General features: G+C 71.9%; 19 protein-coding genes and 1 pseudogene. 8 read left to right on the top strand and 12 right to left on the bottom strand.

Annotated features, from left to right (window positions below):
* Positions 1-35: 35 nt before the first annotated feature.
* The gene (locus EDD90_RS35520; RefSeq protein WP_123981999.1) at positions 36-1,238 is read right to left on the bottom strand and encodes a glycosyltransferase; all 1,203 of its coding nucleotides are present in this window, start codon (positions 1,236-1,238) and stop codon (positions 36-38) included.
* Between the two features lie 338 nt (positions 1,239-1,576).
* Positions 1,577-2,143: a serine hydrolase gene (locus EDD90_RS57780; protein ID WP_260328329.1), complete on the bottom strand. Its 567-nt coding sequence runs from the start codon at positions 2,141-2,143 to the stop codon at positions 1,577-1,579.
* Here EDD90_RS57780 and EDD90_RS35510 point away from each other — a divergent pair.
* The gene (locus EDD90_RS35510) at positions 2,109-3,737 is read left to right on the top strand and encodes an IS200/IS605 family accessory protein TnpB-related protein (protein ID WP_123976959.1); all 1,629 of its coding nucleotides are present in this window, start codon (positions 2,109-2,111) and stop codon (positions 3,735-3,737) included. The two genes, EDD90_RS57780 and EDD90_RS35510, sit on opposite strands and share 35 nt — an antisense overlap.
* 19 nt (positions 3,738-3,756) lie before the next feature.
* Here EDD90_RS35510 and EDD90_RS35505 read toward each other — a convergent pair.
* From EDD90_RS35505 to EDD90_RS35495, 3 genes and pseudogenes are all read right to left on the bottom strand, one after another.
* Positions 3,757-4,524: pseudogene (locus tag EDD90_RS35505) on the bottom strand (serine hydrolase domain-containing protein); the annotation flags it as partial.
* A 95-nt stretch (positions 4,525-4,619) separates the two neighbouring features.
* Positions 4,620-6,398 (bottom strand): TIGR03767 family metallophosphoesterase, encoded by a 1,779-nt coding sequence (locus tag EDD90_RS35500; RefSeq protein WP_123976957.1) that lies wholly within the window; start codon positions 6,396-6,398, stop codon positions 4,620-4,622.
* Between the two features lie 245 nt (positions 6,399-6,643).
* The gene (locus EDD90_RS35495) at positions 6,644-7,108 is read right to left on the bottom strand and encodes an NUDIX hydrolase (RefSeq protein WP_260328328.1); all 465 of its coding nucleotides are present in this window, start codon (positions 7,106-7,108) and stop codon (positions 6,644-6,646) included.
* A gap of 209 nt (positions 7,109-7,317) precedes the next feature.
* Here EDD90_RS35495 and EDD90_RS35490 point away from each other — a divergent pair, with 209 nt between their 5' ends.
* A complete protein-coding gene (locus EDD90_RS35490; protein ID WP_123976956.1) occupies positions 7,318-10,632 on the top strand; it encodes a S8 family serine peptidase in 3,315 nt (1,104 codons plus the stop codon).
* Between the two features lie 59 nt (positions 10,633-10,691).
* Here EDD90_RS35490 and EDD90_RS35485 read toward each other — a convergent pair whose 3' ends face one another.
* Both EDD90_RS35485 and EDD90_RS35480 read right to left on the bottom strand, forming a co-directional pair.
* Positions 10,692-11,474 carry a hypothetical protein gene (locus tag EDD90_RS35485; protein WP_123976955.1) on the bottom strand — a complete coding sequence of 261 codons (783 nt, stop codon included), beginning with the start codon at positions 11,472-11,474 and terminating at the stop codon, positions 10,692-10,694.
* Between the two features lie 2 nt (positions 11,475-11,476).
* Positions 11,477-12,004 (bottom strand): RNA polymerase sigma factor, encoded by a 528-nt coding sequence (locus EDD90_RS35480; protein ID WP_123976954.1) that lies wholly within the window; start codon positions 12,002-12,004, stop codon positions 11,477-11,479.
* Between the two features lie 298 nt (positions 12,005-12,302).
* On the opposite strand from EDD90_RS35480, the gene EDD90_RS35475 reads away from it, so the two are divergent.
* Together EDD90_RS35475 and pepN are read left to right on the top strand one after the other, a co-directional pair.
* Positions 12,303-13,319 (top strand): aspartate-semialdehyde dehydrogenase, encoded by a 1,017-nt coding sequence (locus tag EDD90_RS35475; RefSeq protein WP_123976953.1) that lies wholly within the window; start codon positions 12,303-12,305, stop codon positions 13,317-13,319.
* Positions 13,320-13,504: 185 nt separating this feature from the next.
* On the top strand, positions 13,505-16,087 hold the full coding sequence (gene pepN / locus EDD90_RS35470; RefSeq protein ID WP_123976952.1) for an aminopeptidase N: 2,583 nt from the start codon (positions 13,505-13,507) through the stop codon (positions 16,085-16,087).
* 74 nt (positions 16,088-16,161) lie between these two features.
* Here pepN and EDD90_RS35465 read toward each other — a convergent pair whose 3' ends face one another.
* Together EDD90_RS35465 and EDD90_RS35460 are read right to left on the bottom strand one after the other, a co-directional pair.
* Positions 16,162-17,424 (bottom strand): M14 family zinc carboxypeptidase, encoded by a 1,263-nt coding sequence (locus EDD90_RS35465; protein WP_260328326.1) that lies wholly within the window; start codon positions 17,422-17,424, stop codon positions 16,162-16,164.
* A 208-nt stretch (positions 17,425-17,632) separates the two neighbouring features.
* On the bottom strand, positions 17,633-19,078 hold the full coding sequence (locus EDD90_RS35460) for an FAD-dependent monooxygenase (protein ID WP_123976951.1): 1,446 nt from the start codon (positions 19,076-19,078) through the stop codon (positions 17,633-17,635).
* Between the two features lie 131 nt (positions 19,079-19,209).
* Here EDD90_RS35460 and EDD90_RS35455 point away from each other — a divergent pair, with 131 nt between their 5' ends.
* A complete protein-coding gene (locus EDD90_RS35455; protein ID WP_123976950.1) occupies positions 19,210-19,809 on the top strand; it encodes a TetR family transcriptional regulator in 600 nt (199 codons plus the stop codon).
* Positions 19,810-19,904: 95 nt separating this feature from the next.
* Here EDD90_RS35455 and EDD90_RS35450 read toward each other — a convergent pair whose 3' ends face one another.
* The 3 genes from EDD90_RS35450 to EDD90_RS35440 are packed head-to-tail and all read right to left on the bottom strand — an operon-like array spanning position 19,905 to position 22,460.
* Positions 19,905-20,156, bottom strand: coding sequence for a hypothetical protein (locus EDD90_RS35450; protein WP_123976949.1), 252 nt, complete (start codon positions 20,154-20,156; stop codon positions 19,905-19,907).
* A 48-nt stretch (positions 20,157-20,204) separates the two neighbouring features.
* The gene (gene malQ / locus EDD90_RS35445; protein WP_123976948.1) at positions 20,205-22,250 is read right to left on the bottom strand and encodes a 4-alpha-glucanotransferase; all 2,046 of its coding nucleotides are present in this window, start codon (positions 22,248-22,250) and stop codon (positions 20,205-20,207) included.
* Positions 22,251-22,460 (bottom strand): hypothetical protein, encoded by a 210-nt coding sequence (locus EDD90_RS35440; RefSeq protein ID WP_123976947.1) that lies wholly within the window; start codon positions 22,458-22,460, stop codon positions 22,251-22,253.
* Positions 22,461-22,612: 152 nt separating this feature from the next.
* On the opposite strand from EDD90_RS35440, the gene EDD90_RS35435 reads away from it, so the two are divergent.
* From EDD90_RS35435 to EDD90_RS35425, 3 genes are read left to right on the top strand one after another with little or no spacing between them, the layout of a single operon-like run.
* Positions 22,613-23,146, top strand: a complete 534-nt coding sequence (locus EDD90_RS35435; RefSeq protein WP_123976946.1) for a PadR family transcriptional regulator — start codon at positions 22,613-22,615, stop codon at positions 23,144-23,146.
* Complete coding sequence (locus tag EDD90_RS35430) at positions 23,143-23,841, top strand: ABC transporter ATP-binding protein (protein ID WP_123976945.1); 699 nt, start codon at positions 23,143-23,145, stop codon at positions 23,839-23,841. Before EDD90_RS35435 ends, EDD90_RS35430 begins: the two co-directional genes overlap by 4 nt.
* Positions 23,838-25,196 (top strand): ABC transporter permease, encoded by a 1,359-nt coding sequence (locus EDD90_RS35425; RefSeq protein WP_123976944.1) that lies wholly within the window; start codon positions 23,838-23,840, stop codon positions 25,194-25,196. Before EDD90_RS35430 ends, EDD90_RS35425 begins: the two co-directional genes overlap by 4 nt.
* Positions 25,197-25,214 lie beyond the last annotated feature (18 nt).

Here is a 25,214-nt window from a genome sequence, read left to right as displayed (position 1 = left end):
GCCGGCTCTCCTGGAACCCCGTCGGCCCCGCTCTCCTACTGCCCGCTGACGCCTGGACGCAGTTCGTCGCGTACGTCGCCGACGACGCGGCCGAGCAGGTCGGCATACGCGGCGATCATCCGCGTACGGCTGAACCGCTCGCGACTCGCGTCCAGCGCCGGTGCGAAGGTCTGCCGCTCGGCGACGGCCGCGGACCAGGCGAAGGCGATGGCATCCGGATCGAAGGGCGTCACAAAGCCATGCCCCTCGACGATCGACGCGCTGTCGCCGACGTCCGTGGTGACGGGTACGGCGCCGCACATCATGCCCTCGATGAGGCAGAGCGGCGCCGCCTCGCCCGAGGCGGAGGTGAGGGCGACGACGTCGGATCCGGCGTAGACGGCCTCCATGTCGTGCCGTACGCCGAGCAGGTGCACACGGTCGCCGAGGGCGGCACGGTCGGCGCCGAAGGCGACCTCGATGTCCGCCCAGAGGGCGGGGTTCTCGTCGGTCATCCCCGCACCGCACATGATCACGTGGCCGCCCCCTTCGCGGGCCAGCCACGCCCTGGCCGCCCGCAGGAAGAGCGGGACGTTCTTCATACCGGCGTACCGGGCGGCGAAGACGACGACGGGGGCCGTGGCGGGAATCCCGAGGGACTCCCGGAAGGCGAGCCGCACCGCGGCATCCGGCCGGAACCGGAGCAGGTCGACCCCGTTGGGGATCACGTGCAGCAGCTCACCGGGGATCCCGGCGGCCTCGTACGCGTCCCGCGTCGACTCGGCGCAGCAGACGCACGCCACAACCGTCCCGTCCGCGATGGCGGCCTTGAGCTCGTCCAGCGCCGGGCCCTGGTTCTCCGGGTCGGACCGGTGCAGGCACACCACGACGGGCCGACGCGGCAGCCCGCCCTGGTTGAGCAGCGCCAGCGGCTGCTCCTTCAGCGACAGGATCACATCCGCGCCGGCCATGGCCCGGGCCGTGTCGGCCAGTTCGGGCCCGCTGAAGACCGAGGCGGCGACGGTGCCGTCGACGAGCCCGGCGGTACGGCCGAGGGAGGTGACGTCGATACCACCGGCCGTAAGGGCGCGGTAGCAGGCGTCGTCCTCCATGCGTTGTGTGGTGGCTTCCCGGTAGACCTCACCGTGCACACTCAGCACGCGATGCCACTGTTGCCCGCCCTCTACCAGGCCGAGCAGCACATCGCTGTGCACGATCCGGGCTCCCCCGGAGAAAAATCCCTCGTAGACCGAGAGCACACGAAGTCCGAGCCGAGCGCCCACACGATCACCAGCCTTGCACCATATCGAGCCATCCCCGGGAACCGCGGGTTAGCCGATATGAGGCGGTACAGACGTTTCATTCGGATGAACGGAATGTCTCGGCCCGGAGTCGGCTGCGTTTACATGGCGAGCGCCGGACCCCGCACTCCCAACATCACCCGACCGTCATCCTACCCATCCTCCTGACCTGCGCTTTTACGCGACCCACGAGCGCCTCCACGCACTCGACGACAGCAGAGCCGACGGCAAAAAGAGTGGCAAGCGAGTCGGCTGAACGGACGCCGGTGTAGGCCGTCGGATGATCGACGCCGGGCTCACTCCCCGCAGAACTCCGCCTCCATCACCGTCTCCGGGTCTCCCGTCCAGTCCGCGTTGAAGTTCAGGGCCAGGGCGTGGCGGCCGTCTGCTGTGGTGGCGGCGGTGGAGGTGGAGCCGTGGATGCCGCCGTCGTGGCCCCAGACGTGGCGGCCGCAGGAGAGGGTGTGGTCGATCAGGCCGAGGCCGTAGGCGGTGTTGGGGGCGCCGGGGACGGGGGTGGTGGTCTTCATTTCCTTGAGCTGGTGGGGAGGGAGGAGGCTGCCGCGCAGCAGGGTCTCGTAGAAGCGGGTCAGGTCGGCGGAGGTGGAGATCATCTCGCCCGCGGAGGAGGCGATGGAGGGGTTGTGAACAGTTGGCGATCGACAGTGCTTGAACGCGTTCTGGCGTGCGTGAGTGAGTTTTTCCAGGCACCCGCGGGTGGATTCTAGGTGGGGAACGGGAGTTCCTGCGTCGAATGCGTGACCTTTACCGGTGGTGGTCGTTGGAGGTGGTGACGGATTTGCGTGACACCGGACCGGGGGTGAAGGGGTGGGCGGGCTGCGGGAGGTCGCGACACCGTTCATGGTGCCCGGCCCGTCCGGGGTCGCGATCCGGTCGCGGCTCAAACACCTGACCGGCAGGGACGAGGAGGCGCTGCGCCTGGTCGGTGACCATCTCGGGTCGCTGGCCTCCCGTGATCTGAAGGCCAGGTGCGCGGCCGAGCTGGACCACGACGGTGAGCAGTGGGCGCGGCGCAAGCAGGTTCTGACCGGAGAGTCCTCCTCCCGCTGGGCGGGCAGTATCACGAAGGCCAGTCATGATCAGTGGGCGCTGGCCCGGCGCGGCCGGCTCGCGCACATCCACAGCCTTCAGGCAGGCGTGCGCACGATCACACACCGGCTGTCCCTGCCCCCGGGCGAGAAGGGCTCCAAGCACGCGCCCGGCGGCTACCGCAGCAAACAGGAGTGGTTTGCCAAATCCCGCCGCCTGCACGTTCTCGAAGACCGGCTTCAGGCGGCACAGGCCGACTGGCAGACCGGAGTCGTACACGTGGTGCGCGGCGGGAAGCAGCTGCTGAACAGCCGGCATCACCTGGAACAGGCGCAGTTGACCGAAGAGGAGTGGCGTCGGCGGTGGCGGGCCGGGCGCCGCTTCCTCCAGGCGGATGGCGAGTCCGGCAAGCGGTACGGCAACGAGACCCTCCGCGTCTCCCCCGACGGCGAGGTCTCGATCAAGCTCCCTGCGCCGCTGGCGCACCTGGCGAACGCCCCGCACGGCCGCTATGTCCTGGCTGCCCGTGTGTCGTTCGCGCACCGGGGCGAGCAGTGGGCCGACCGCGTCACCGCCAACCGGGCCGTCGCCTACCGCATCCACGAAGACGTGGGCCGGGGCCGCTGGTACCTCACCGCCTCCTGGACCCTCCCGACCGTCCGGACGATCCCGCTGGAGGCGGCCCGCGCGAGAGGTCTGGTCGGCGTGGACACCAACGCCGACCACCTGGCCGCCTGGCGCCCGGACGTCCACGGAAACCCTGTCGGCGCACCTCTCCGCTTCGGCTACGACCTCACCGGCACCGCCGGTCACCGTGACGCCCAGGTGAGGCATGCCCTGATCCGGCTGCTGCACTGGGCCCGGCGACACGGCCTCGCGATCGCCGTCGAGGACCTCGACTTCACCGCGGAGAAGACCCGGGAGAAACACGGCCGCAAGAAGTGGTTCCGGAAGCTGATCTCTGGCATGCCCGTGGCCAGGCTGCGGGCCCGGCTCGTCAGCATGGCGGCCGAACTCGGCATCCCCGTCATCGCCGTCGACCCCGCCTACACCTCCCGGTGGGGCGCCCAGCACTGGCAGAAACCCCTCACCACCACTACGCGTAAGACCACCCGCCACGACGCGGCAGCCGTGGCGATCGGAAGGCGCGCCCTGGGGCACCCGATCAGGCGTCGGACGGCACCGCCCCGCACCCACCAGAGCGATGGATGCGGGCATCGGACCGTCCAGGCCAGACCGAGTACCCCAGGGCGTGAGGGACACCGCCCCCGCATCCCCGGACCACGGACACGATCCGTGCCGCCCGGACGCGGAGCGAACGCGGTCGACCAGAACGCCCAACACCGTCCGGGGCGCTCGGCTGAGCACGAATCCTGGCAACAGGACTCACTCCCGCTCAGTCTCTAGAGACGGTTGAGGGCGGTGACGTCGGGCCCGTGGTCGTCGCCGCCAGTTTCGAGTAGGCGCGGCTGCTCGGCCGGGGGACGGTGGTACGGGTGCCGGGGAGGGACGTGCCGGTGAGGCGGAGGGGCCTGATCAGGCGGTTCGTGATCTCCTCGGCGTAGGAGCGGCCGGTCACCGCCTTGATGACCATGCCCGCCAGGACGTAGTTCGTGTTGGAGTACGCCCAGCTCGTGCCCGGTGCGAAGGCCGGCTTGTGCTTCATCGCGATTGCCACGAGTGCGGCCGGCGTCAGGGTGTCGTAGCGGTGCTTGAAGAAGCCGTCCGCGAGGAAGTACGTGCGGCCGAAGTCGTCGTCCGCCGTGTAGTTGAAGATGCCGCTGGTGTGGTTGAGGAGCCGGCGGACGGTGATGCGGCGGCCGTCGTTGCCGTTGCCGGTCACCACGCCCGGCAGCCACTTGTCCACCGTGTCGTCGAGCGACAGGCGTCCCTCCGCCTCCAGTTGGAGGAGCACGGTGGCCACGAAGGTCTTCGTGATGCTGCCGACCCGGAAGCGGTCGTCCGGGGAACGCGGGGCGCCGGTACGGGTGTTGCCCACCCCTGCCGTGGTCGACCAGGTGCCGTGCGCGTCCCGGGCCGTCGCCGTCACCCCGGTCACGCCGGCCGCGACCGCCGCCTCCACCGCCTTGCGGGTGGCCGAGTGGCCGGCCGCGGGTGCCGCCAGTGCCGGTGCCGCCAGTGCTGCCGACAGGGCCAGTGCGGTGGCCGCCACCAGCGTCGTACGTACGGACATGTCCCATCCCCCAACTGAGTCGTCTGACGCGGTCGGGAGATGGGACTTCGCCGTGATCGGGGCGGTTGCCTCGGCCTACGCCGGTTGAGCGAGTCTCAGCCCTTCTTCAGGACCAGTTCCGTGTTCCGGTCCACCGGGTCGCCGGCCAGGGCCTTGCTGGCGCCGGGGGCGTTGAAGGCGAGTTCGCGGTAGAGGGCCGCGAGGCCGGTCTGGGAGAGGTCGGAGAAGTCGGTGCGGTGCGGGGCGGCCGATTCGATCAGAGTCGTGAAGAGGGAGATCGTGCCGTCCTTGTTGTCCACCAGCTCGACGATCCGGGCCAGGTGGGGGTAGTCGACGTGGGACGCCGTGGTGATCTCCCAGAAGGAGCGGCCGTTCGAGGCGGTGTGCGGGGTGATGAGGTTGCGGTGGATGTGGCCGTTCACCCAGGCCAGCACATTGGCGTGGCGGTTGAGGAGGGTGACCACCTCGGCGCCCGTGTGACGGCGCTCGCCCGGGTGGGCCGGGTCGGGGCGGGTGTTGGTCATCGTCTGGCTGGTGTGGTGGCTGAAGACGACGGCGTAGGAGTCCTTGTTCTCCGTCAGGGTCTTGTCCAGCCAGTTCAGCTGGGCCGTGCCGATGGAGCCGTCGTAGTGGCCGCCCGCGTCCGTCGTGTCGAGGCTGATGCCGATGACGTCGTCGGAGATACGGAAGGCGTAGTACTGGGTGCCCGCGTCCACGTTGGCGGAGGAGTAGCCGTGCCCCACCGGGCCCAGGCCCTGGTAGGCCGGGTCCAGGTGGGCCTTCAGGTAGTCGGCGGGGGTGTACGGGGCGCGCTTCTCGTCCGGCGTCACCGAGCGCATGGACCGGGCGTGGGCCTTGAGGAAGTCGCGGTAGCCGCTGCCCTTCGGGTCCTGGGCCTTGCGGATGGAGTCCTGGAGCTTCTTCGCGTCGGCGTCGGTCACCGACATCAGCTTCTTGCCGCCGATCGCGGCCGCGGCGAGGTAGGGGTCGGCGTGGGCGCCGAAGCAGCCCAGCGGCAGGGCGTCGTGGTTGCCGACGGTGGAGTACCAGGGCAGGTTGAGGCCGGGGCTGCGGACCTCGCGGATCGCGGCGGCGAGAAAGCCCGCGAGGTGCGGGAAGCCGAGCGCCTTGTCGGCGTCGCGGACGGTGGAGTCGGGCTGCCAGAACAGCTTGAGGCCGCTGTTCTGCACGCCCTGGTAGTGCTTCGGGTCCCCGGTGTTGGGGCTCATCCGGCCGCCGCTCATCACCTTCATGAACCACTCCAGTTCGGAGTGGGCGTTGTTGTCGGTGTTGTCGCCGGTCGTCATCACGAAGTGCAGCGGGGAGCCGGTGACCGGGGCGCCGCGCAGCGCGTTCACCCGCTCGACGAGCGAGATCGCGCCGGGCACGGTGAGCGCCTCGTGCGGACGCCAGGCGTGCCGGTCGTGGACGCGCACGTACTCCAGGCGCAGCGGGTGCTGGACGTCCATCAGGTGCAGGTCGGTGAACTGCACGAACGCGGCGAGGGCGGTACGGCGGTTCTCCCGGCCGGACTTGGCGGCGGCCAGGTCGGAGCGCAGCACGCGCTTCCAGCCGGCGCCGTCGCCGAGGCGGCGGTACCCGGAGCTGTTCCGGGGTGCGGCGACGGAGGCGAGGGTGGTGCCCTTGGTGTAGGGGGCGAGGGGCGCCGCGGGGGCCTTGCGGCTCTCGGCGACCGGCTGCTGCTCCTCGGTCGCGGCGGGGGCCGCCTGGCTGTCGGTGGGGCGCAGGGCGTAGCCGACGCCCGCGGAGAGCGAGACGGCTCCGGCGGCGGCGAGCACGGAACGGCGGTTGATCTCCAGTGCCTCGCGGCCCTTCTGGGCCGCGGAGGTGGCGACAGAGCGTATGCGCGACATGGCGCGATCTCCCCGAGTACGAACGCGTCCGGCAGTGGTCGCGGGCGATCGCTTCCGCGAACTTCCCGCTCACTCTGGATCGTTGGCACCGGGAGTGACCTGCGCGTGAACGCGGCGGCAACGCGCAGCACCGATCACCGTACGTGGATCAGGCGAGGTGAGGACCGGTCATGGAGCGGATTTCGGCAGGCCGGGGACCGGCCACTCCGCGTTCATCTGCCGGGGTAGGGGAGGGTCTCCGGCGCTTACGACTGCTCTTCTGCAAACCGTCCCGCGGCCGGCCGCTCCCGCCACAGCCTGAGGGCCACGTCGATCAGCCGGATGTGCCTCAGGTCCGGTACCGCGTCCAGGTCGTGCCAGGCGGCCAGATCGGTGGAGCCGTTCACCTCGTTGCGCAGTTCGCCGCCGACGACCTCGCCGGTGTAGATGATCCGCACGCCGTGGTGGTCGGTGGCGGGGCGCCGCAGCCCCTCGCGGGAGAAGCGGCGGTGGAAGGAGTCGATGCCGAGCAGCCCGGTCACCTCGATGCGGTAGCCGGTCTCCTCCATGAGCTCGCGGCGGACCGTGTCGTACGGGTCCTCGCCGTGCTCCATGCCGCCGCCGGGCAGGACCCACTCCGGGGCGCCGTCGGGGGCGGGCGACCGGGCCAGCAGGATCTGTCCGTCACGGACGCACACGGCGTAGGCCGCCACCCTCAGCTTCTCGCGCACATCGGCACGGTAGGGCGCGGAAACGGCGGCGGACAACGAGATTTCCGCGCCCGGCCAGGACACAGACCGGGGGTTTTCCCCATACGTTCATATCGTTTCGGTCAACGTTCCCAAAAGAACGTTCCCTTGGGGAAAGCTGTGCGCCTAGGCGCCGGACGTGACCATGTCCGGTCGTTCCATGCTCGTTCCTTTACTTACAAGGGATGCAGATGACCCTCACCCCGCAGCACGACCCGATACCGGGCCACAGACGCCTGGGCCGGATCGCCGTCGCCGTCGGTGTCGTGGCCGCGCTCTCCGCCGCCGGGCCGATCCCCCTGGCCGCCGCCGCGACCTCCTCCCCCGCGGTCACCGCCGCGGACCCCGGCGCCAAGTCGGCCCACGACAAGCTCGGTTCGGACGATGCCGCACTGCTCGCCGACGCCAAGGCCGACGGCACCAAGAACGTCACGATGATGATCGCGACCGCGCCCGGGCGGACCGAGCAGGTCGCCGAGGAACTGGACGCGGTCAAGGGCGGCTCGGTGGGCCGTACGTACGACAAGCTCGGTTACGTCCGGGCGACCGTCCCCACCGGCCGGGCGGACTCCGCGATCGCCGCCGCCGCGAAGCTGTCCTCGGTGCACGCGATCGACCTGCGCCAGGAGATCCAGCTCGACGACCCGACGGTCCCGGACGGCAACGCCAGGACCGCCAAGGGCGGTTACTCCGGGACGGCCTACTCGGGGCCGGACAAGAACACCCCCGCCGCGAACCCGTACAACCCCTCCTTCGAGACGGGCGCCGTCGACTTCGTCAAGGAGCACCCGAAGGCGGACGGCCGGGGCGTGACCATTGGCATCCTGGACTCCGGTGTGGACCTCGGCCACCCGGCGCTGCAGAAGACCACCACCGGCGAGCGGAAGATCGTCGACTGGGTGACCGCGACCGACCCGATCGTCGACAGCGACCAGACCTGGCGGCCGATGGTCACGGCCGTGTCCGGTCCGAGCTTCGGCTACGCGGGCAAGACCTGGACGGCACCCGCCGGATCGTACGAGATCAGCACCTTCAAGGAGTCGTACACCGCGGGCGGTGACGCGGCCGGTGACGCCAACCGCGACGGCGACACCACCGACAGCTGGGGCGTGCTCTACGACCCGGCGGCCGGCACGGTCACGGTCGACCTGAACAACAACGACGACTTCTCCGACGACACACCGATGAAGCCGTACAAAGACGGCTATCAGATCGGCTACTTCGGCACCGACAACCCGGCGACCGACGTCGTCGAGCGGCAGCCGTTCGTCGTGCAGATCCGCAAGGACGTCCCGATGGACCCGTACGGCGGGGACTGGGTCGGCAAGAAGGCCGACTTCGTCAACATCGGTGTCATCGAGTCCGAGCACGGCACGCACGTCGCCGGCATCACCGCCGCCAACGGCCTGTTCGGCGGGAAGATGAACGGCGCGGCCCCCGGCGCGAAGATCGTGTCCTCCCGCGCCTGCACCTGGACCGGCGGCTGCACCAACGTCGCCCTCACCGAGGGCATGATCGACCTGGTCGCCAACCGGGGCGTGAACATCGTGAACATGTCGATCGGCGGCCTCCCGGCGCTGAACGACGGCAACAACGCCCGCGCGGAGCTGTACACGCGGCTCATCGACACCTACGGCGTGCAGCTGGTGATCTCGGCCGGCAACTCCGGGCCGGGCGCCAACACGATCGGCGACCCGGGTCTGGCCGACAAGGTGATCTCGGTCGGCGCGGCCGTCTCCAAGGAGACCTGGGCCGCCAACTACGGCTCCCAGGTGACGAAGAAGTACCAGCTGCTCCCCTTCTCCTCGCGCGGTCCGCGGGAGGACGGCGGCTTCACGCCGACGCTCGTCGCACCCGGCGCCGCGATCAACACCACCCAGACCTGGCTGCCGGGCTCCCCGGTCGCCGAGGCCGGCTACTCCCTCCCGGCCGGCTACTCGATGCTCCAGGGCACCTCGATGGCGTCCCCGCAGGCGGCGGGCGCGAGTGCGCTGCTGCTTTCGGCCGCCAAGCAGAAGGGCATCGCCCTCTCCCCCGCCGACCTGCGCACGGCGCTGACCTCGACGGCCCACCACATCAAGGGTGTTCAGGCGTACGAGGAGGGCGCGGGCCGGATCGACATCGTCGACGCCTGGGACGCGATCCGCGACCACGCCACCGCGCACGACTACACCGTCAAGGCCCCCGTCGACACCGCGCTCGACTACGCGCTGAAGACCCCGGGCTTCGGCACGGGCCTGTACGACCGTGAAGGCGGCCTGAAGGCCGGGCAGAAGAAGACGTACGACGTCACGATCACCCGGACCTCCGGCACGGACAAGGCGATCCGGCACGAGCTGTACTTCGAGAACAACGCCGGGCACACCTTCAAGATCCTCGGTCCGGACGAGGTGAAGCTGCCGCTGAACCAGCCGGTGACGGTCAAGGTGCAGGCGCAGCCCAGGAGTTCCGGCATCAAGTCCGCGATCCTGGACGTCGACGACCCGCGGACCGAGGGCGTCGACAAGCAGATCCTGACGACCGTCGTGGTGTCCGCTCCGGTCGACTACACCTACTCCGCGTCGAGTTCGGTGCAGCGCAACAGCTCCACGTCGTACTTCGTGACCGTGCCCGAGGGTGCCACCTCCCTCGAGGTCGCGATGAGCGGGCTCGCCGACAAGAGCCAGACCCGGTTCATCGCCATCCACCCGTACGGCACTCCGGTCGACAACACCGGTACCCCGTACTGCTACAACAACTACCTGAACGGCAACGGCTGCAAGCCCGACGTGCGTTCGTACGCAGCCCCGCAGGCCGGCGTCTGGGAGATCGAGGTCGAGGCGCGCCGTACCTCGCCGCTGCTCGACAACCCCTACGAGCTGGACGTCACCGTGCTCGGCGCGGCCTTCGACCCGGAGACCGTGACCGTGCCCGAGGCCCAGGTCGGCACCCCGGTCACCGCCTCCTGGAAGGTGACGAACAAGTTCGCCGCCCTCGACGGCAGGCTGGTCGGCGGCCCGCTCGGCTCCTCGAAGACGGCCCGCCCGTCGATCAAGGAGGGCGAGACCCAGACCACCACGGTGACCGTGCCCGAGGGCGCGACCTCGCTGGACGTGGCCATCGGGAAGGTCTCCGACACGGCCGCCGACCTCGACCTGACCGTGTACGACGCGTCCGGCAAGCAGGTCGCGCAGTCCGCCGACGGCGACTCGGAGGAGGCGGTGTCCATCGCCAAGCCGGCCGCCGGCATCTACACCGTCAAGGTCGTCGGCTACTCGGTCCCGTCGGGCACCACCGACTACGACTACAGCGACGTGTTCTTCTCCGCCGCGCTCGGCAGCGTCACCGTCGACGGCTCGACGCCGGTGCAGCTCGGCACGGGTGCGTCGGCCACGGTGACCGGGCAGGCCACGGCGGCCGCGGCGGCCCCCGAGGGACGTGAGTTCTTCGGCCAGGTCCAGCTGGTCGACGCGCTCGGCACGGTCGCGGGCACCGGCAGCGTGAAGATCGAGAAGGTCACGCCGTAAGCGATTGCGGTGCTGGGGGGCGGGCGTCCTGCGGGGCGCCCGCCCCTTTCACTTGCGGTTCACTTCCGGCAGGTCAGGGTGCGCGACTCGGGCAGGTCGTGGACGATCCGGGCGCGCTCCGGCGCGATGTCCGACTCCCCCACCGCGTACCGGTCGGGGATCTGCTGCCCGGCCGTGACACCGACCAGGAGACGGGCGCCCGCGCGGATCCGGTCGTCGGCGCCGGACTCGAAGAGGACGTCGACCTCGGCGGCGGTCTTCGCCGGTTTGTAGGCGCGGGTCACCTTCAGGGTGACCCGTTCCTCGCCGGTGTGCGGGATCCGGTGCACGCCGGTCACCGTGCCCTCGACGACGAGCCGGGCGCAGGCGAGGTAGCCGGGGCCGCCGGCGGACTCCGCGTCCGACGCGCGGCCGCCGGCGGCGGCCTTGTCGGCGCTGCCGTTCGACATGGAGCTCGAGCCGCCGTTCGCCGCGAGCCAGCCGATGCCGAGCACGACCGAGGCGAACGCGGCCGCGAGGGCACCGGCGAGTCCGACGGCCCGCACGCCGGGGTGCTGCCAGGGGCGGCGGCGCCCGGCCGGGCGGGGGCGGGGACCGGGATGCGGACGGGGGCGGACTGCCGCAGGGGGTGGCCCGGCGAGGGTGGCCCCGATGATCCCGAGTTGCTCGCGCAGCAGCGCCACGTCGGCGGTCGCGGCCCGGTGCTCGGCCATGAAGGCGGGATCGGCCCGCTGCTCGGCGGAGAGCGGCTCGTCCATGAGGACGGCGAGCAGGGCATCGACCTCGCCCGGCCCAACGGCATTCCCCGGCCCACCGGCGTTGTTCTCGTGTTCGGCGGTCATGCTCACACCACCTCGTCCTCGTGCAGGCGGGCGCGCAGGGCCCGTACCGCCGTGTGCAGCCGGCTCTTGACCGTGCCCTCGGGGATGCCGAGTTCCTCGGCTATCCCGCGTACCGGCAGGTCGGCGTAGAAACGCAGGACGAGGATCTGGCGCTGGGCGTCCGTCAGGTCGTCCAGGCCGCGGGCGACGGCGACGGAGAGCAGGCTGCGGTCCTCGCCGAGGGCGTGGTCGGGCTGGCGGAGGGAGGCCAGCCGTTCGCCGAGGCGTTCCTGGCGGCGTTTGGCGCGGTGCCAGTCCATGGCGAGGCGGGAGGCGACGACCGCCGCCCACGCCGAGACGTCCCGCGGGGCCTCCTGGCCGTTCGCGGTCCGCTCCAGCAACCGCAGGCGTACCTGCTGTACCCCGTCCGGCAGGTCCGCCTGCGGTACGCCGCCCAGCGCGAGCACCGCCCGCACCCTGCGCTCCTGGTCCGCGTCCAGAGGATCCCCTTGTTGGTCCTCCTGGGCGCGGCGGGCCTTTCTGCGCAGCACGACCCACCCCCCTCACTGCGTTTCCCCTACGACGCCGCAGCCCCCGGAAACGTTCGGCCGGGGCGCCGAAATCTTTTCCGAGGCGTACGTCACACCGGCGCCCGGCGCAGCACAGCTTGCGGCGCGACGGCCACGGAGAGGTAATTTCTGCAGCTCAGCGCGGGTGCGAGCGGGAGTTCCACGGGGCGGCTGGTCCAGTCGGTGGGCGTGGCGCGCAAAGAATTGGACAGGCTGACCCGGGTCGGCCGCATGATGGAAAGGCCGCAGACACACGTCAACGTACGCAGAGGGAGTCACCGTGAGGGTCGGAATCGTCGGAGCCACCGGTCAGGTCGGCACGGTCATGCGCAGGATCCTCACGGAGCGCAACTTCCCGGCCACGGAGCTGCGCCTGTTCGCCTCGGCCCGCTCGGCCGGGACCGTGCTCGACGGTGTGACGGTGGAGGACGCGGCGACCGCCGACTACACCGGCCTGGACATCGTGCTGTTCTCGGCGGGCGGGGCCACCTCGAAGGCGCTGGCCGAGAAGGTCGCCTCACAGGGTGCCGTCGTGATCGACAACTCCTCCGCCTGGCGCAAGGACCCCGAGGTCCCGCTGGTCGTCTCCGAGGTCAACCCGCACGCGATCGCGGACCGCCCCAAGGGCATCATCGCCAACCCGAACTGCACCACGATGGCCGCGATGCCGGTCCTGAAGGTGCTGGACCGGGAGGCGGGCCTTCAGGCGCTGGTCGCGACCACCTACCAGGCGGTCTCCGGCTCCGGTCTCGCGGGCGTCGCCGAACTGCACGGCCAGGTGCAGAAGGTGGCCGCCGACGCGGAGAAGCTGACCCACGACGGCTCGGCGGTCGACTTCCCCGAGCCGCAGGTCTACAAGCGGCCCATCGCCTTCAACGTGCTGCCGTTCGCCGGCAACCTCGTCGACGACGGTCTGAACGAGACCGACGAGGAGCAGAAGCTGCGCAACGAGTCCCGCAAGATCCTGGAGCTCCCCGAGCTGAAGGTCTCCGGCACCTGTGTGCGCGTCCCGGTGTTCTCCGGGCACTCCCTCCAGCTGAACGCCCGGTTCGCCCGCCCGATCAGCCCCGAACGGGCGACCGAGCTGCTCGCCGAGGCGCCGGGTGTCGAGCTCTCCGACATCCCGACCCCGCTGCAGGCGGCCGGCCAGGACCCGTCGTACGTCGGCCGGATCCGCCGCGACGAGACGGTGGACAACGGTCTCGCGCTGTTCGTCTCCAACGACAACCTCCGCAAGGGCGCTGCGCTGAACGCCGTGCAGATCGCGGAGCTGGTGGCGGTGGAGCTGTCGAAGTAAGGGGGTCTCAAGCGCCTCAGGGGTGCCGCGGTCTGCCGTCGTGCGACTGCGGCACCGTCGTGGCTGGTCGCGCAGTTCCCCGCGCCCCTTACGGGGCACTGCAATCTCTCGGGTTTTCCCTCGACGTCCCGGGCACTGTCCCATGGAAGGATGGCGCAACCCACACATAACGAGGAGATGACCGCGTGCCTGGCACAAACCTGACTCGCGAAGAGGCACAGCAGCGGGCGAAGCTGCTCACCGTTGACTCGTACGAGATCGATCTCGACCTCTCCGGCGCGCAGGAGGGCGGTACCTACCGGTCCGTGACCACGGTGCGCTTCGACGTCGCCGAATCCGGCGCCGCGTCCTTCATCGATCTGGTCGCCCCGGCGGTCCACGAGGTCACCCTGAACGGCGACGCGCTCGACGCGGCCGAGGTCTTCGCGGACTCCCGGATCGCACTGCCGGGCCTGCTGGCGGGCCGCAACGTGCTCCGCGTGGTCGCGGACTGCGCGTACACCAACACGGGTGAGGGTCTGCACCGGTTCGTCGACCCGGTCGACGAGCAGGCGTACCTGTACACCCAGTTCGAGGTGCCGGACGCCCGCCGGGTCTTCGCCTCCTTCGAGCAGCCGGACCTGAAGGCGACCTTCCAGTTCACGGTGAAGGCTCCGACCGGCTGGACCGTGATCTCCAACTCGCCGACGCCCGAGCCCAAGGACGACACCTGGGTCTTCGAGCCGACGCCGCGTATCTCGTCGTACATCACCGCCCTGATCGTCGGCCCGTACCACTCCGTGCACAGCGTGTACGAGAAGGACGGGCAGAGCGTGCCGCTGGGCATCTACTGCCGTCCGTCGCTGGCCGAGTTCCTGGACTCGGACGCGATCTTCGAGGTGACCCGGCAGGGCTTCGACTGGTTCCAGGAGAAGTTCGACTACGACTACCCGTTCAAGAAGTACGACCAGCTGTTCGTGCCGGAGTTCAACGCGGGCGCGATGGAGAACGCGGGCGCGGTGACCATCCGCGACCAGTACGTCTTCCGGTCCAAGGTGACCGACGCGGCGTACGAGACGCGGGCCGAGACCATCCTGCACGAGCTGGCCCACATGTGGTTCGGCGACCTGGTCACCATGGAGTGGTGGAACGACCTGTGGCTGAACGAGTCGTTCGCCACGTACACCTCCATCGCCTGCCAGGCGTACGCGCCCGGCTCGCGCTGGCCGCACTCGTGGACGACGTTCGCCAACTCCATGAAGACCTGGGCGTACCGGCAGGACCAGCTGCCCTCCACGCACCCGATCATGGCGGAGATCCGCGACCTGGACGACGTGCTCGTCAACTTCGACGGCATCACGTACGCCAAGGGCGCGTCCGTCCTGAAGCAGCTCGTCGCGTACGTCGGCATGGACGAGTTCTTCGCCGGTGTGCAGGCGTACTTCAAGCGGCACGCGTACGGCAACACACGCCTGTCGGACCTGCTGGGCGCCCTGGAGGAGACCTCCGGGCGTGACCTGAGCACCTGGTCGAAGAAGTGGCTGCAGACGGCGGGCATCAACATCCTGCGTCCGGAGGTGGAGACAGACGGCGAAGGAGGGGCCGGTGTCGTCACCTCCTTCGCCATCCGCCAGGAGGCCCCGGCGCTGCCGGCCGGTGCCAAGGGCGAGCCGACGCTGCGTCCGCACCGGATCGCGATCGGCCTGTACGACCTCGACGAGGCGACCGGCAAGCTGGTCCGCACCGACCGCATCGAACTGGACGTGGACGGCGAGCTGACGGCCGTACCGCAGCTGACCGGCCGCCGCCGCCCGGCGGTGTTCCTGCTCAACGACGACGACCTGTCGTACGCCAAGGTCCGCCTGGACGAGAAGTCCCTGCACTTCGTCACCGAGCACCTGGGCGACTTCGAGTCCTCCCTCCCGCGCGCCCTGTGCTGGGCGTCGGCCTGGGACATGACCCGCGACGCCGAACTGCCGACCCGCGAGTACCTGTCGCTGGTGCTGTCCGGCATCGGCAAGGAGTCCGACATCGGTGTCGTGCAGTCCCTGCACCGCCAGGTGAAGCTCGCCGTCGAGCTGTACGCCGACCCGACCGCCCGCGAGGCCCTGCTCACCCGCTGGACCGACGCCACGCTGGCCCATCTGCGCTCCGCCGCGCCGGCGAGCGACCACCAGCTGGCCTGGGCCCGTGCCTTCGCGGCCACCGCCCGCACCCCGGAGCAGCTGGACCTCCTGGACAGCCTGCTGCAGGGCACCCACACCATCGAGGGCCTGGCCGTCGACACCGAGCTGCGCTGGGCGTTCGTGGAACGGCTGGCGGCGGTCGGCCGCTTCGACGAGGCGGAGATCGCGGGCGAGTACGAGCGGGACAAGACAGCCGCCGGTGAGCGGCACGCGGCCACCGCCCGCGCCGCCCGTCCGACCGAGGAGGCGAAGGCGGAGGCCTGGGCGTCGGTCATCGACTCCGACAAGCTGCCGAACGCCGTGCAGGAGGCGGTGATCGGCGGCTTCGTCCAGACCGACCAGCGTGAGCTGCTGGCGCCGTACACGGACAAGTACTTCGAGGTCCTGAAGTCGGTCTGGGACTCCCGCTCGCACGAGATCGCCCAGCAGATCGCGATCGGCCTCTACCCGTCCCTCCAGGTCTCCCAGGAGACCCTGACCAGGACGGACACCTGGCTGGCCGCGGCCCAGCCGAACGCGGCCCTGGCCCGCCTCGTCTCGGAGTCCCGCGCGGGCGTCGAGCGCGCGCTGAAGGCACAGGCCGCGGACGCGGCGGCCCAGTAGCCGGTACGACGGTGGGGGCGCCCGGTGACATACCGGGCGCCCCCTTTTTTTCCGCTACGGCGCGGCTTTCCCCGCTACGCGCACAGCCGGCCGGCGAGATCCAGCATCGTCCGTACATGCAGCCCGGTCTGTGCGGACACCGGGATCCAGCGCGGCTCGTAGGTCTTGTCGAGTTCCCGGCACCATTCGCGTACCAGGTCGGCGAGGACGTCGGCGGTCGCGGGCGCGGTACGGGCGACGGCCCGGCGTGCCATGGCCGCCACGCGCAGCGGGATACGGCGGGCGGAGACGCCGAGAGTCGCGAAGTGGCCGCGGGAGCCGGTGTGTTCCTGTTCCGCCCAGCCGACCGCGAGCGACGGGGCGACGCGCAGCAGTTCCGCGGCGGCGGTGTGCAGGGGCAGCAGCTCGTGCGGCACGGCGTCGGAGCGGACCGGCTCCAGCAGGGTGCCGAGTTCCCGGGTCCTGGCCAGCAGCAGGTCGCAGGCGGCACCGACCGCGCGCCGCGGGTCGGGTTCGGGCCGGGAGTCGCTCACCGCCGGGACGGCCCAGGCCGGTGCCTCGACGAGGGCGGTGAGCGTGCCGTACCGGCGGGGGTGCAGCCAGGTGCTCTTGGCGACGAAGCCGCTGGGGTCGCGTTCGCTGCTGCCGCTGGCGGGCGGGAGCCGCAGTACACCGGGCGGGTCCGGCCGCCAGTCGGGGCCGTCGCAGGGGTGGTCGTCGACCGGGATGCGCAGCCGGGCGGCGGTCTCGCGGAAGGCCCGCGCGGCTCCGGGGACTTCCCGGGTCTGCATGGTGAAGGCGCCGCCGATCTCGATGCCGTGCAGGGTGAACTGGGCCGTCGGGCGCAGTTCGTCGAGGAGCCGTACGAGCGCCGTGGACTCGGGCAGCGGCTCCCGGCCGGTGCCGGGGGCGGGCGGTGACTCGGGCTGGCAGGCGAACTCGGGCCGGTAGAAGTGCCGGTGGCACTCCTCCGGGGACGGGGTGGGCTCCTCGGGCTGCCAGCCGTGCGCGAGGCGGGCGCCGTCCGGGTCGAGACAGAGCAGGAAGTGCCAGGTGCAGTCGAGCCCGCGGAGCAGTTCGGGCCGGTGGGCGAGGAGCCGGGCGAGGCGGAGCGCGGAGGCGCCGCCGACGGGTTCGTTGGCGTGCGCTCCCGCGACGGTCAGGAGCTGGTGCTGCCCGTGCCCGGCGGAGAGTACGTGGAGGGGCCGTCCGGCCCTGCTGCGCCCGGCCTCGCGCAGCCGCAGGACCTTCGGTGCGAAGGCGGCCAGCGTGCGGGCCTGCCGCTCCAGTTCATCGACGCCCGGGTAGAGCGGGCGCCGGGACGACGATGTCCGCACGCGGGCCCTCCGATCAGGCGCCTTGAGAGTTGCTGTCCCCGGTGGTCTCCTTCTTGTCCAACGGGCGAATCTCGATCTTGGTTGCCATTTCAACTCCCCATTTCAGTAAGGACGTTGAGCCTGAGCTTTCCCATGGGAACTCCCGGGGCAGCACCTGTCAAGGGTGGCTGTGGGGACCGGTCCGCCGCACGGGCCGCACGGGTCCCGGTCAGCCGAGGTGGGCGGCGAGCGCCCTGTCGATGTCCGCGTGCCGGGCGTTCTCGGCCGCCCAGGCCACGTATCCGTCGGGGCGCACCAGCAGGGTGGTACGGCGGCCGCTCGCCCAGTGCGCCACGGCCAGCCGGTCCGCGCGGCCCGCGCCCAGGTCGTGGGAGCCCGGGGTCACGAGGACGAACCGGCCGCCGCGCAGGGCCTCGTAGAGGCGGCCGCCGCCGCCCAGGGCGAGGTCGGGGACGCGGGCGCCGGTGAGACGGTGGGCGCCCCTCGGAGCGGGGTAGCGGTAGCCGACGCCGGTGATCTGGCCGAGCACCCGGCGGCGGGCGGGGGCCAGCCGGCCGAGGACGGTGGCGAGCGCGGCACGCACGGGCAGCTGCCAGCCCTTGGCCATGGCGAGGCGGACGATGGCGCCGCTGCTGCGCAGGACCGTCCTGCCGACGGGGTGGCGTTCGCTCTGGTAGGTGTCGAGCAGGTCGGGGGACGCGTGGCCGTGCAGCACGGCGGCGAGCTTCCAGCTCAGGTTGGCCGCGTCCTGCAGGCCGGTGTTCATGCCCTGGCCGCCGGCCGGGGTGTGCACATGCGCCGCGTCGCCGGCCAGGAAGAGCCGGCCGGCCCGGTAGCTGGGCACCTGGCGTTCGTCGCTGTGGAAGCGGGACATCCAGCGGGCGTCGTGCATCCCGTAGTCCCGGCCCAGGGCCTCCCGGGTGATCTCCTTGACCTCCGCGAGGTCGACCGGCTCGTGATCGGGGACGTCGCGGCCGCGGTGCCAGCAGATGACGCGGTGGTAGCCGTCGCCGAAGGGGACGAGGAAGGCGAACGCGTCGCCGACCGCGGCGGCCGTGATCAGGGTCTCGGGCTGCTCGGCGAGCAGCACGTCGGCGAGGACGACGGACTTGATCGCCGACCGCCCCGGGAACGGCAGCCCGGCGGCCTCCCGGACGGCGCTGCGCATCCCGTCGGCGCCGACGGCGTACGCGGCGCGCAGGCTCTCGGCGCCCTTGACGTGGACGGTGACGCCGTCGGCGTCCTGGGTCACTCCGGTGACCTCGGAGTCGTGGCGGAAGTCGACGCCGGCCTCGACCGCCCGGCGCTCCAGCACCTTCTCGACCTCGTACTGCGGCAGGACGAGGACGTGGTGGAAGCGGGAGGGGAGGGTGCCGAGGTCGAGGGTGAGCCCGTCGAAGAGGTTGAGCCGGGTGACGGGCCGGCCGACGGCCTCCAGGTCGTCGGCGAGACCGCGCGCGTCGAGCTGCTCCAGGGCGCGGGCGTGCAGGACGAAGGCGCGGGAGAGGTTGCTGATCTTGTGGGGGCGCTTTTCGAGGAGGGTGACCGGGACGCCGGCGGTGGCGAGGTCACCGGCCAGGAGCAGACCGGTGGGGCCGGAGCCGACGACGATCACTCGGGGGGCGGCGGGGGTGGGGCCGGTCGTGCCGTTCATGGGAGCCTCCCAGGGAAGCCAACACCTGTTGGCCAACGCTTGTTGGTCAACGCTTGTTGGCAAGGGTAGGGCAGGACGCACACGGCAGTCAACGCTTGTTGGCCCACAAATGTTGGCCTACGCTCGTTGGCATGACCGGCACCCCCAGTAGAAGCACAGATTCCGCGAACGGCTCCGCGGCGCGCCGCTCCGACGCCAGCCGCTCCGCCATCCTGGCCGCCGCCCGCGAACGCTTCGCCACCGACGGCTACGAGCGCGCCACCATCCGCGCCATCGCCAAGGACGCGCACATCGACCCGTCCATGGTGATGCGCTACTTCGGCAACAAGGACGGCCTGTTCGCGGCCGCCGTCGCGCTCGATCTGCGGATGCCCGACCTGTCCCGGTCGCCGCGCACCGAGGTCGGGCGGGCGCTGGTGGCCCACTTCCTGAACATCTGGGAGGAGAACGAGGAGCTCACCGCCGTACTGCGGGTCGCCGTCACCAACAAGGCGGGGGCCGAGCGGCTGCAGGGCATCTTCCGGGAGCAGGTGGTGCCGGTGGCGCAGCAGGTGTGCCCCGACCCCGAACAGGTACCGGCGCGGGCGGCACTGTGCGCCTCGCAGCTGATGGGGCTGGCGCTCACCCGGTACGTACTACGGCTGCCGCCCGCGGCGGAGCTGGCGCGGGAGGAGATCCTGGCCTGGCTCGGACCGACCCTGCAGCGGTATCTGTCCGCGCCGAGCCCCTGAAACGCGCCGAGGGCGCCGGTCGGCCTCTCCACGTCCCCTCGGGGTACGCAGGGAAGGCGATCGGCGCCCTCGGTGAAGAAGTGGAGAAGCGGGGGTCAGGCCTTGGTCTTCGGCTTGACGACCCGGATCTTGGACTTGTCCAGCACCATCACGAGACCCGCGATGACCGCGAACAGCACGAGCGGGGTCAGGACGTAGAGACCCAGCGTCTGGATGACACTCAGGCCCGGGCCGGGGTCGTCGCCGTCGTCACGCGTGAGCGCGAGCGCGGGGGACGACATGAGCAGCATCATCAGCGTCGTACCGGCAGCCAGGGCGCCGGCGCGCAGGGCGTTCTTCTTGTCCACGGTCCCAAGTTAGCTGGCCCATTCGAGTGGCGCGCGTCCGGGGTACCCCTACGGGCCGGTGCGGTCCTGGAAGACCTCCAGCAGCGCCCGCACCCTCCCCGACCCCGTCAGCTCCTCCAGTGTCACCGGGCGGCCCTCCGCGTCCGCGATCGGCAGGCGCCAGTTCGGGTACTGGTCCCAGGTGCCGGGCAGGTTCTGCGGGCGGCGGTCGCCGATGGCGTCCGGGAGCCAGACGCCGGTCATGCGGGCGGGGGTGCGCAGCAGGAAGCGGTGGACGGCCCGGATCTCGGCCTCCTCGTCACCGGCGTCGGACGCGGCGAGCAGGCCCAGCCGGGTCAGCAGCGCCAGCCACTCGGCGGTGTCGGCCGCCGCCTCGGCCCGTTCCACCTCCAGCGGGCGGGTCAGCAGGCCCAGCCGGTCGCGGAGTTCGACGTGTTCGCCGGTGAGGCGGGCGGCGGTGGGCGGCAGGTCGTGGGTGGTGGCGGTGGCGAGGCAGTCGGCACGCCAGCGGTCCGGGAGGAGGGGCCGGCCGTCGCCCTCCCAGTCCCGTTCGAACCAGAGCACCGACGTGCCGAGCACCCCGCGCCGCTGGAGCGTCTCGCGCACCCCCGGCTCCACGGTGCCCAGGTCCTCCCCGATCACCACGGCTCCCGCCCGGCCGGCCTCCAGGGCCAGCAGCGCGAGCATGGCCTCGGCGTCGTAACGGACGTAGGTGCCCTCCGTCGGCGGCCGTCCCTCCGGCACCCACCACAGCCGGAACAGACCCATCACATGGTCGATGCGCAGGGCGCCGGCGTAGCGGAACAGGGCGCGCAGGAGCCGGCGGAAGGGGGCGTGGCCGGAGGCGGCCAGGCGGTCGGGGCGCCAGGGCGGCAGGCCCCAGTCCTGGCCGCGGGCGTTGAAGGCGTCGGGCGGGGCGCCGACGGACATCCCCGCGGCGAAGACGTCGCGCTGCGCCCAGGCGTCCGCACCCTGGGGGTGCACGCCGACGGCGAGATCGTGGACGATCCCGACCGGCATCCCGGCCTCCCGGGCGGTGCGCTGGGCGGCGATGAGCTGGGTGTCGGTGAGCCAGGCGAGCCGGGAGTGGAAGGCGACGCGGTCGCCCAGCTCGGCGCGGGCCCGGGCGGTCTCCGGTGAGCGGGGGTCCTGGAGGGCCTGGGGCCAGCGGTGCCAGTCGGAGCCGTACTTCTCGGCGAGTGCGTACCAGGTGGCGTGGTCCTCCAGCGCCTCGCCCTGCTCCACGAGGAAGGCGTCGTACTCGGCCTGCCGTGCCGGGGTGAGCGCTGCGGCGGCCACCGTCTCCAGCGCCTCCCGCTTCAGCTCCCACACCGCGTCCCGGTCGATGAGGGCGCCCTTGTCGAGGACGGCGGACCGCAGCCGTTCGGCGCGTTCCGCGAAGGAGTCCACGGCGGTGTACTCCGGGACGGACTCGAGGCGCAGATGCACCGGGTCGGGGAAGCGGCGGGAGGAGGGGCGGTACGGGGACGGGTCGGTCGGGGCGCCGGGCACGGCCGCGTGCAGCGGGTTGACCTGCACGAATCCGGCCCCCGCGGTGCGTGCGGCCCAGTCGGCGAGGTCGGCGAGGTCGCCGAGGTCGCCCATGCCCCAGGAGCGGCGGGACAGCAGCGAGTAGAGCTGGACGAGGAGTCCGTACGAGCGGGTGGCGGGGGTGGGCAGCCGGTCGGGGGCGACGACGAGGTGGGTGCGGGCGGTACGGCCGTCGGGGGCGGTGGCGGTCAGCAGATGGACGCCGAGCGGCAGGTCCCGTACGTCGTCGTGTGTCTCCCCGTCCTCCGTCCGCAGCTCCAGACGGGTGCCGGCGGGCAGGCCGAGGGCGATCTCGCCGGCGCCCGTCCAGTGCACGACGGTCGGCGGCAGCAGCCGTTCGGCGAGGTCTCGCTCCCGGTCGGCGAGGGCGGTGCGGACGGCCTCGGGACCGCTCGCGTCGACGCCCAGGGCGCCGAGGGCGGCGATCACCGCGGTGGCGGAGGCGGCGACCGTACGGTCCGGGGACGGGCTGTAGGAGGTGGCGACGCCGTGCAGCTCCGCCAGCCGGGACAGCTCCCCGTCGAGAGGAGCGGCTTCGCTCATCTACAACCCCGGCTCGCTGGTCAGCGGCGCCGCGTCGGCGAGCGGCGGTTCGCTGGTGAGGGGCTCGGCGTCGGGCAGCGGCGGCTCACTGGTCAGCGGCGCCTGTGCGCAGGCGCCCTCGGCGCTGAACACACACAGATGGGGCTCCTGCTCGGTCTCCGCCGGGGGTTTGAACTGGGCCGGGATCGGATGGTGAACCGTTGCGGCCACGGTGGCCTCCTCGTCATGCCGTCGGGTGGGGGCGTTCGCCGGGTCAGAGCAGGCCTACCCCGTGAACGGGACGGCACTCTCGACGGGCGCCGGAGCGCACCGGACCGGCGCACTATTCACTCAGTACATGTAGCGGGTGTATATTGATCTCCATGAGCACCCGGCACATCCTCCTGGGGCTGCTCGAGGCCGGGCCGAGTCATGGCTACGACCTCAAGCGGCGCCACGACGAGCGCTTCCCGCAGGCCCGCCCGCTGGCCTACGGGCAGGCCTACACGACCCTGCAGCGCCTGGTCCGAGACGGCCTGGCGGCGGTGGACGGCACCGACGCCGACGGCGGACCGGAGCGGACCCGCTACCGCTCGACGGAGGCGGGCGCGCAGGAACTGGCCCGGTGGGCGGGTGCGATCTCCCCGCCGGCACCGTTCGTGACGAACGAGATCTTCGCCAAGGTCGTGGTGTCGATCCTCGCCGGCGGTGACCCGGCCGCCTACCTGCGCGACCAGCGCGCCGCACACATGGAGCGGATGCGGGAGCTCACCGCTCTCAAGACGGCGCGGAACGCCGATCTGACGACCGTGCTCTCGGCGGACTTCGCCCTCAACCACCTCGACGCCGACCTCCGCTGGATGAACACGACGGCGGACCGGCTCACCACTCTGACCGCGGAGGTCGACTCAGCATGACCGACAACGGGGGCACCCCACCACCGCTGCTGGCGGGCCGGGACCTGGCCAGGGCGCACGGCAGGACCGAGGCCCTGCGCGGCGCCTCGGTCGAGCTGCGCGCGGGCGAGATCCTCGCCGTGACCGGCGCCAGCGGCAGCGGGAAATCCACGCTGCTGCACTGCCTCGCCGGGATCGTCCGGCCGGACGCGGGCTCGGTGACGTACGCCGGGGAGCGGCTGGACCGGCTGCCGGAGAAGCGGCTGAGCGAGCTGCGGCGGACCGACTTCGGGGTGGTCTTCCAGTTCGGGCAGCTGATCCCGGAGCTCACGGCGCTGGACAACGTGGCGCTGCCGCTGATGCTCGCGGGGGCGACGCGTACGGACGCCCGGGCGCGGGCCGGCGAGTGGCTGGAGCGGTTCGGGGTGCGCGGGCAGGGGGAACTGCGGCCGGGCTCGATGAGCGGCGGGCAGGCCCAGCGGGCCGCGCTGGCCCGGGCGCTGGTGACCGGCCCGAAGGTGGTCTTCGCGGACGAGCCGACCGGGGCGCTGGACTCGCTGGCGAGCGAGCAGGTGATGACCGCCCTGGTGCACACGGCCCGGGAGGCGGGCACGGCCGTCCTGCTGATCACGCACGACGCCCAGGTGGCGGCGTACGCGGACCGCGAAGTGCGGATGGGTGACGGGGCCGTGCGGCCGGCGGAGGTGGCCGCATGAGGGCCGATCTGCGGCTCGCCTGGCTGCTGACCCGGGGGTCGGACCGGCGGGAGTGGTGGCGGGTCGCGCTGACCGCGGCCGGGGCCGGCCTCGCGACCGGTCTCGGGCTGGCGGTCGCCGTCCTCCTGTCGCTGGACGGCCAGTACAGCGTGGCGGTCGGCTCCGGGCTCCTGGACCAGCCCGGAACGCGCGACGGAGTGGTCGTCGCACTGATGCTGCTGCTCGTCCCGGTGTTCGGGTTCCTCGGACAGTGCGCGCGGATCGGCGCGGTGCACCGGGACCGCCGGCTGGCCGCGCTGCGGCTCGCGGGGGCCGCACCGGGCCAGGTACGACGGATCGCGGCACTGGAGACGGGCCTTGCCTGCCTGCTGGGCTCCGGGCTCGCCACCGCGGTCGCGATTCCGGTCCTGCTGTCCCTCTGGTCGCGGCCGGCCGTCCTGGCCTGGGCCGGGATCGTCCTGGTGCCCGTGGGCGTGCCGGTGCTGGGCGCGGCGGTGAGTGCGCTGGCGCTGCGCCGGGTGGTGGCCTCGCCGCTCGGCCGGGTACGCCGGGTGCGGCCCACTCGGCCTCCTGGGCGGGTGTTCCTGGTGGTGAGCGCCCTGTGCACGGTGTTGGTGCTGCTGACCGTGCTGACCCCCGACAACGGCGACCGTCTCGCCTCCTCACCCGCCCGACTGTCGGTCTTCGCGCTGATCGTGCTGGTCGGCGTCGCGGTGGTGTGGCTGCCGGGCTGGTGGTCCGGGCTGCTCGGCCGGGTGGTCGCGGTCCGCGCGAGCCGGCCGGCGCTGCTCATCGCGGCGGAACGGCTGCGCGACGACCCCTGGGCGGCGGCCCGCACGAACGCGGCCGTGCTGCTGGTGACGCTCGTGGGCACGGGCTTCGCCGGTGTACGGCAGGTGCTGCTCGCCGATCTGCACGCCATGCGCCGCGACGGCTCGCTCGGCACGGACATGGCCTTCTACACGACGGGGATCGACCTGACGGCCGCCGCGCTCCTCGTCGCCCTGGTGATCGTCCTGTCCGCTCTCGTCGTGGGCACCGCGGAGTCCCTGGCCACCCGGCGCCGGGGCCTGGCGGCTCAGACCGCGGCCGGGGTGCCGCGCGGGGTGCTGGCCCGGGCGCTGCTCCTGGAGACCGCGCTGCCGCTGCTGCCCGCGGTCACGGTGGCGGGCGCGGGCGGGATGGCGATCGGCGTCTGGTACGCGGCGCTCGCCACAGAGCACACCGCCTCGGCGGTGCCGTACGGGGCGCTGCTGGTCCCGGTGGTCGTGTACGTCTGCTGCCTGCTCGCCGCGGCCACCTCGCTGCCCCTGCTGCGCCGCTCGGTGCACCCGGCGGAGCTGCGCTACGCGTGACCGCCGGACGAGCGTCCG

The organism is Streptomyces sp. Ag109_O5-1 (assembly GCF_003814875.1).
Lineage (GTDB): Bacteria > Actinomycetota > Actinomycetes > Streptomycetales > Streptomycetaceae > Streptomyces > Streptomyces sasae.
This window is presented reverse-complemented; position numbering and strand designations above follow the sequence as displayed.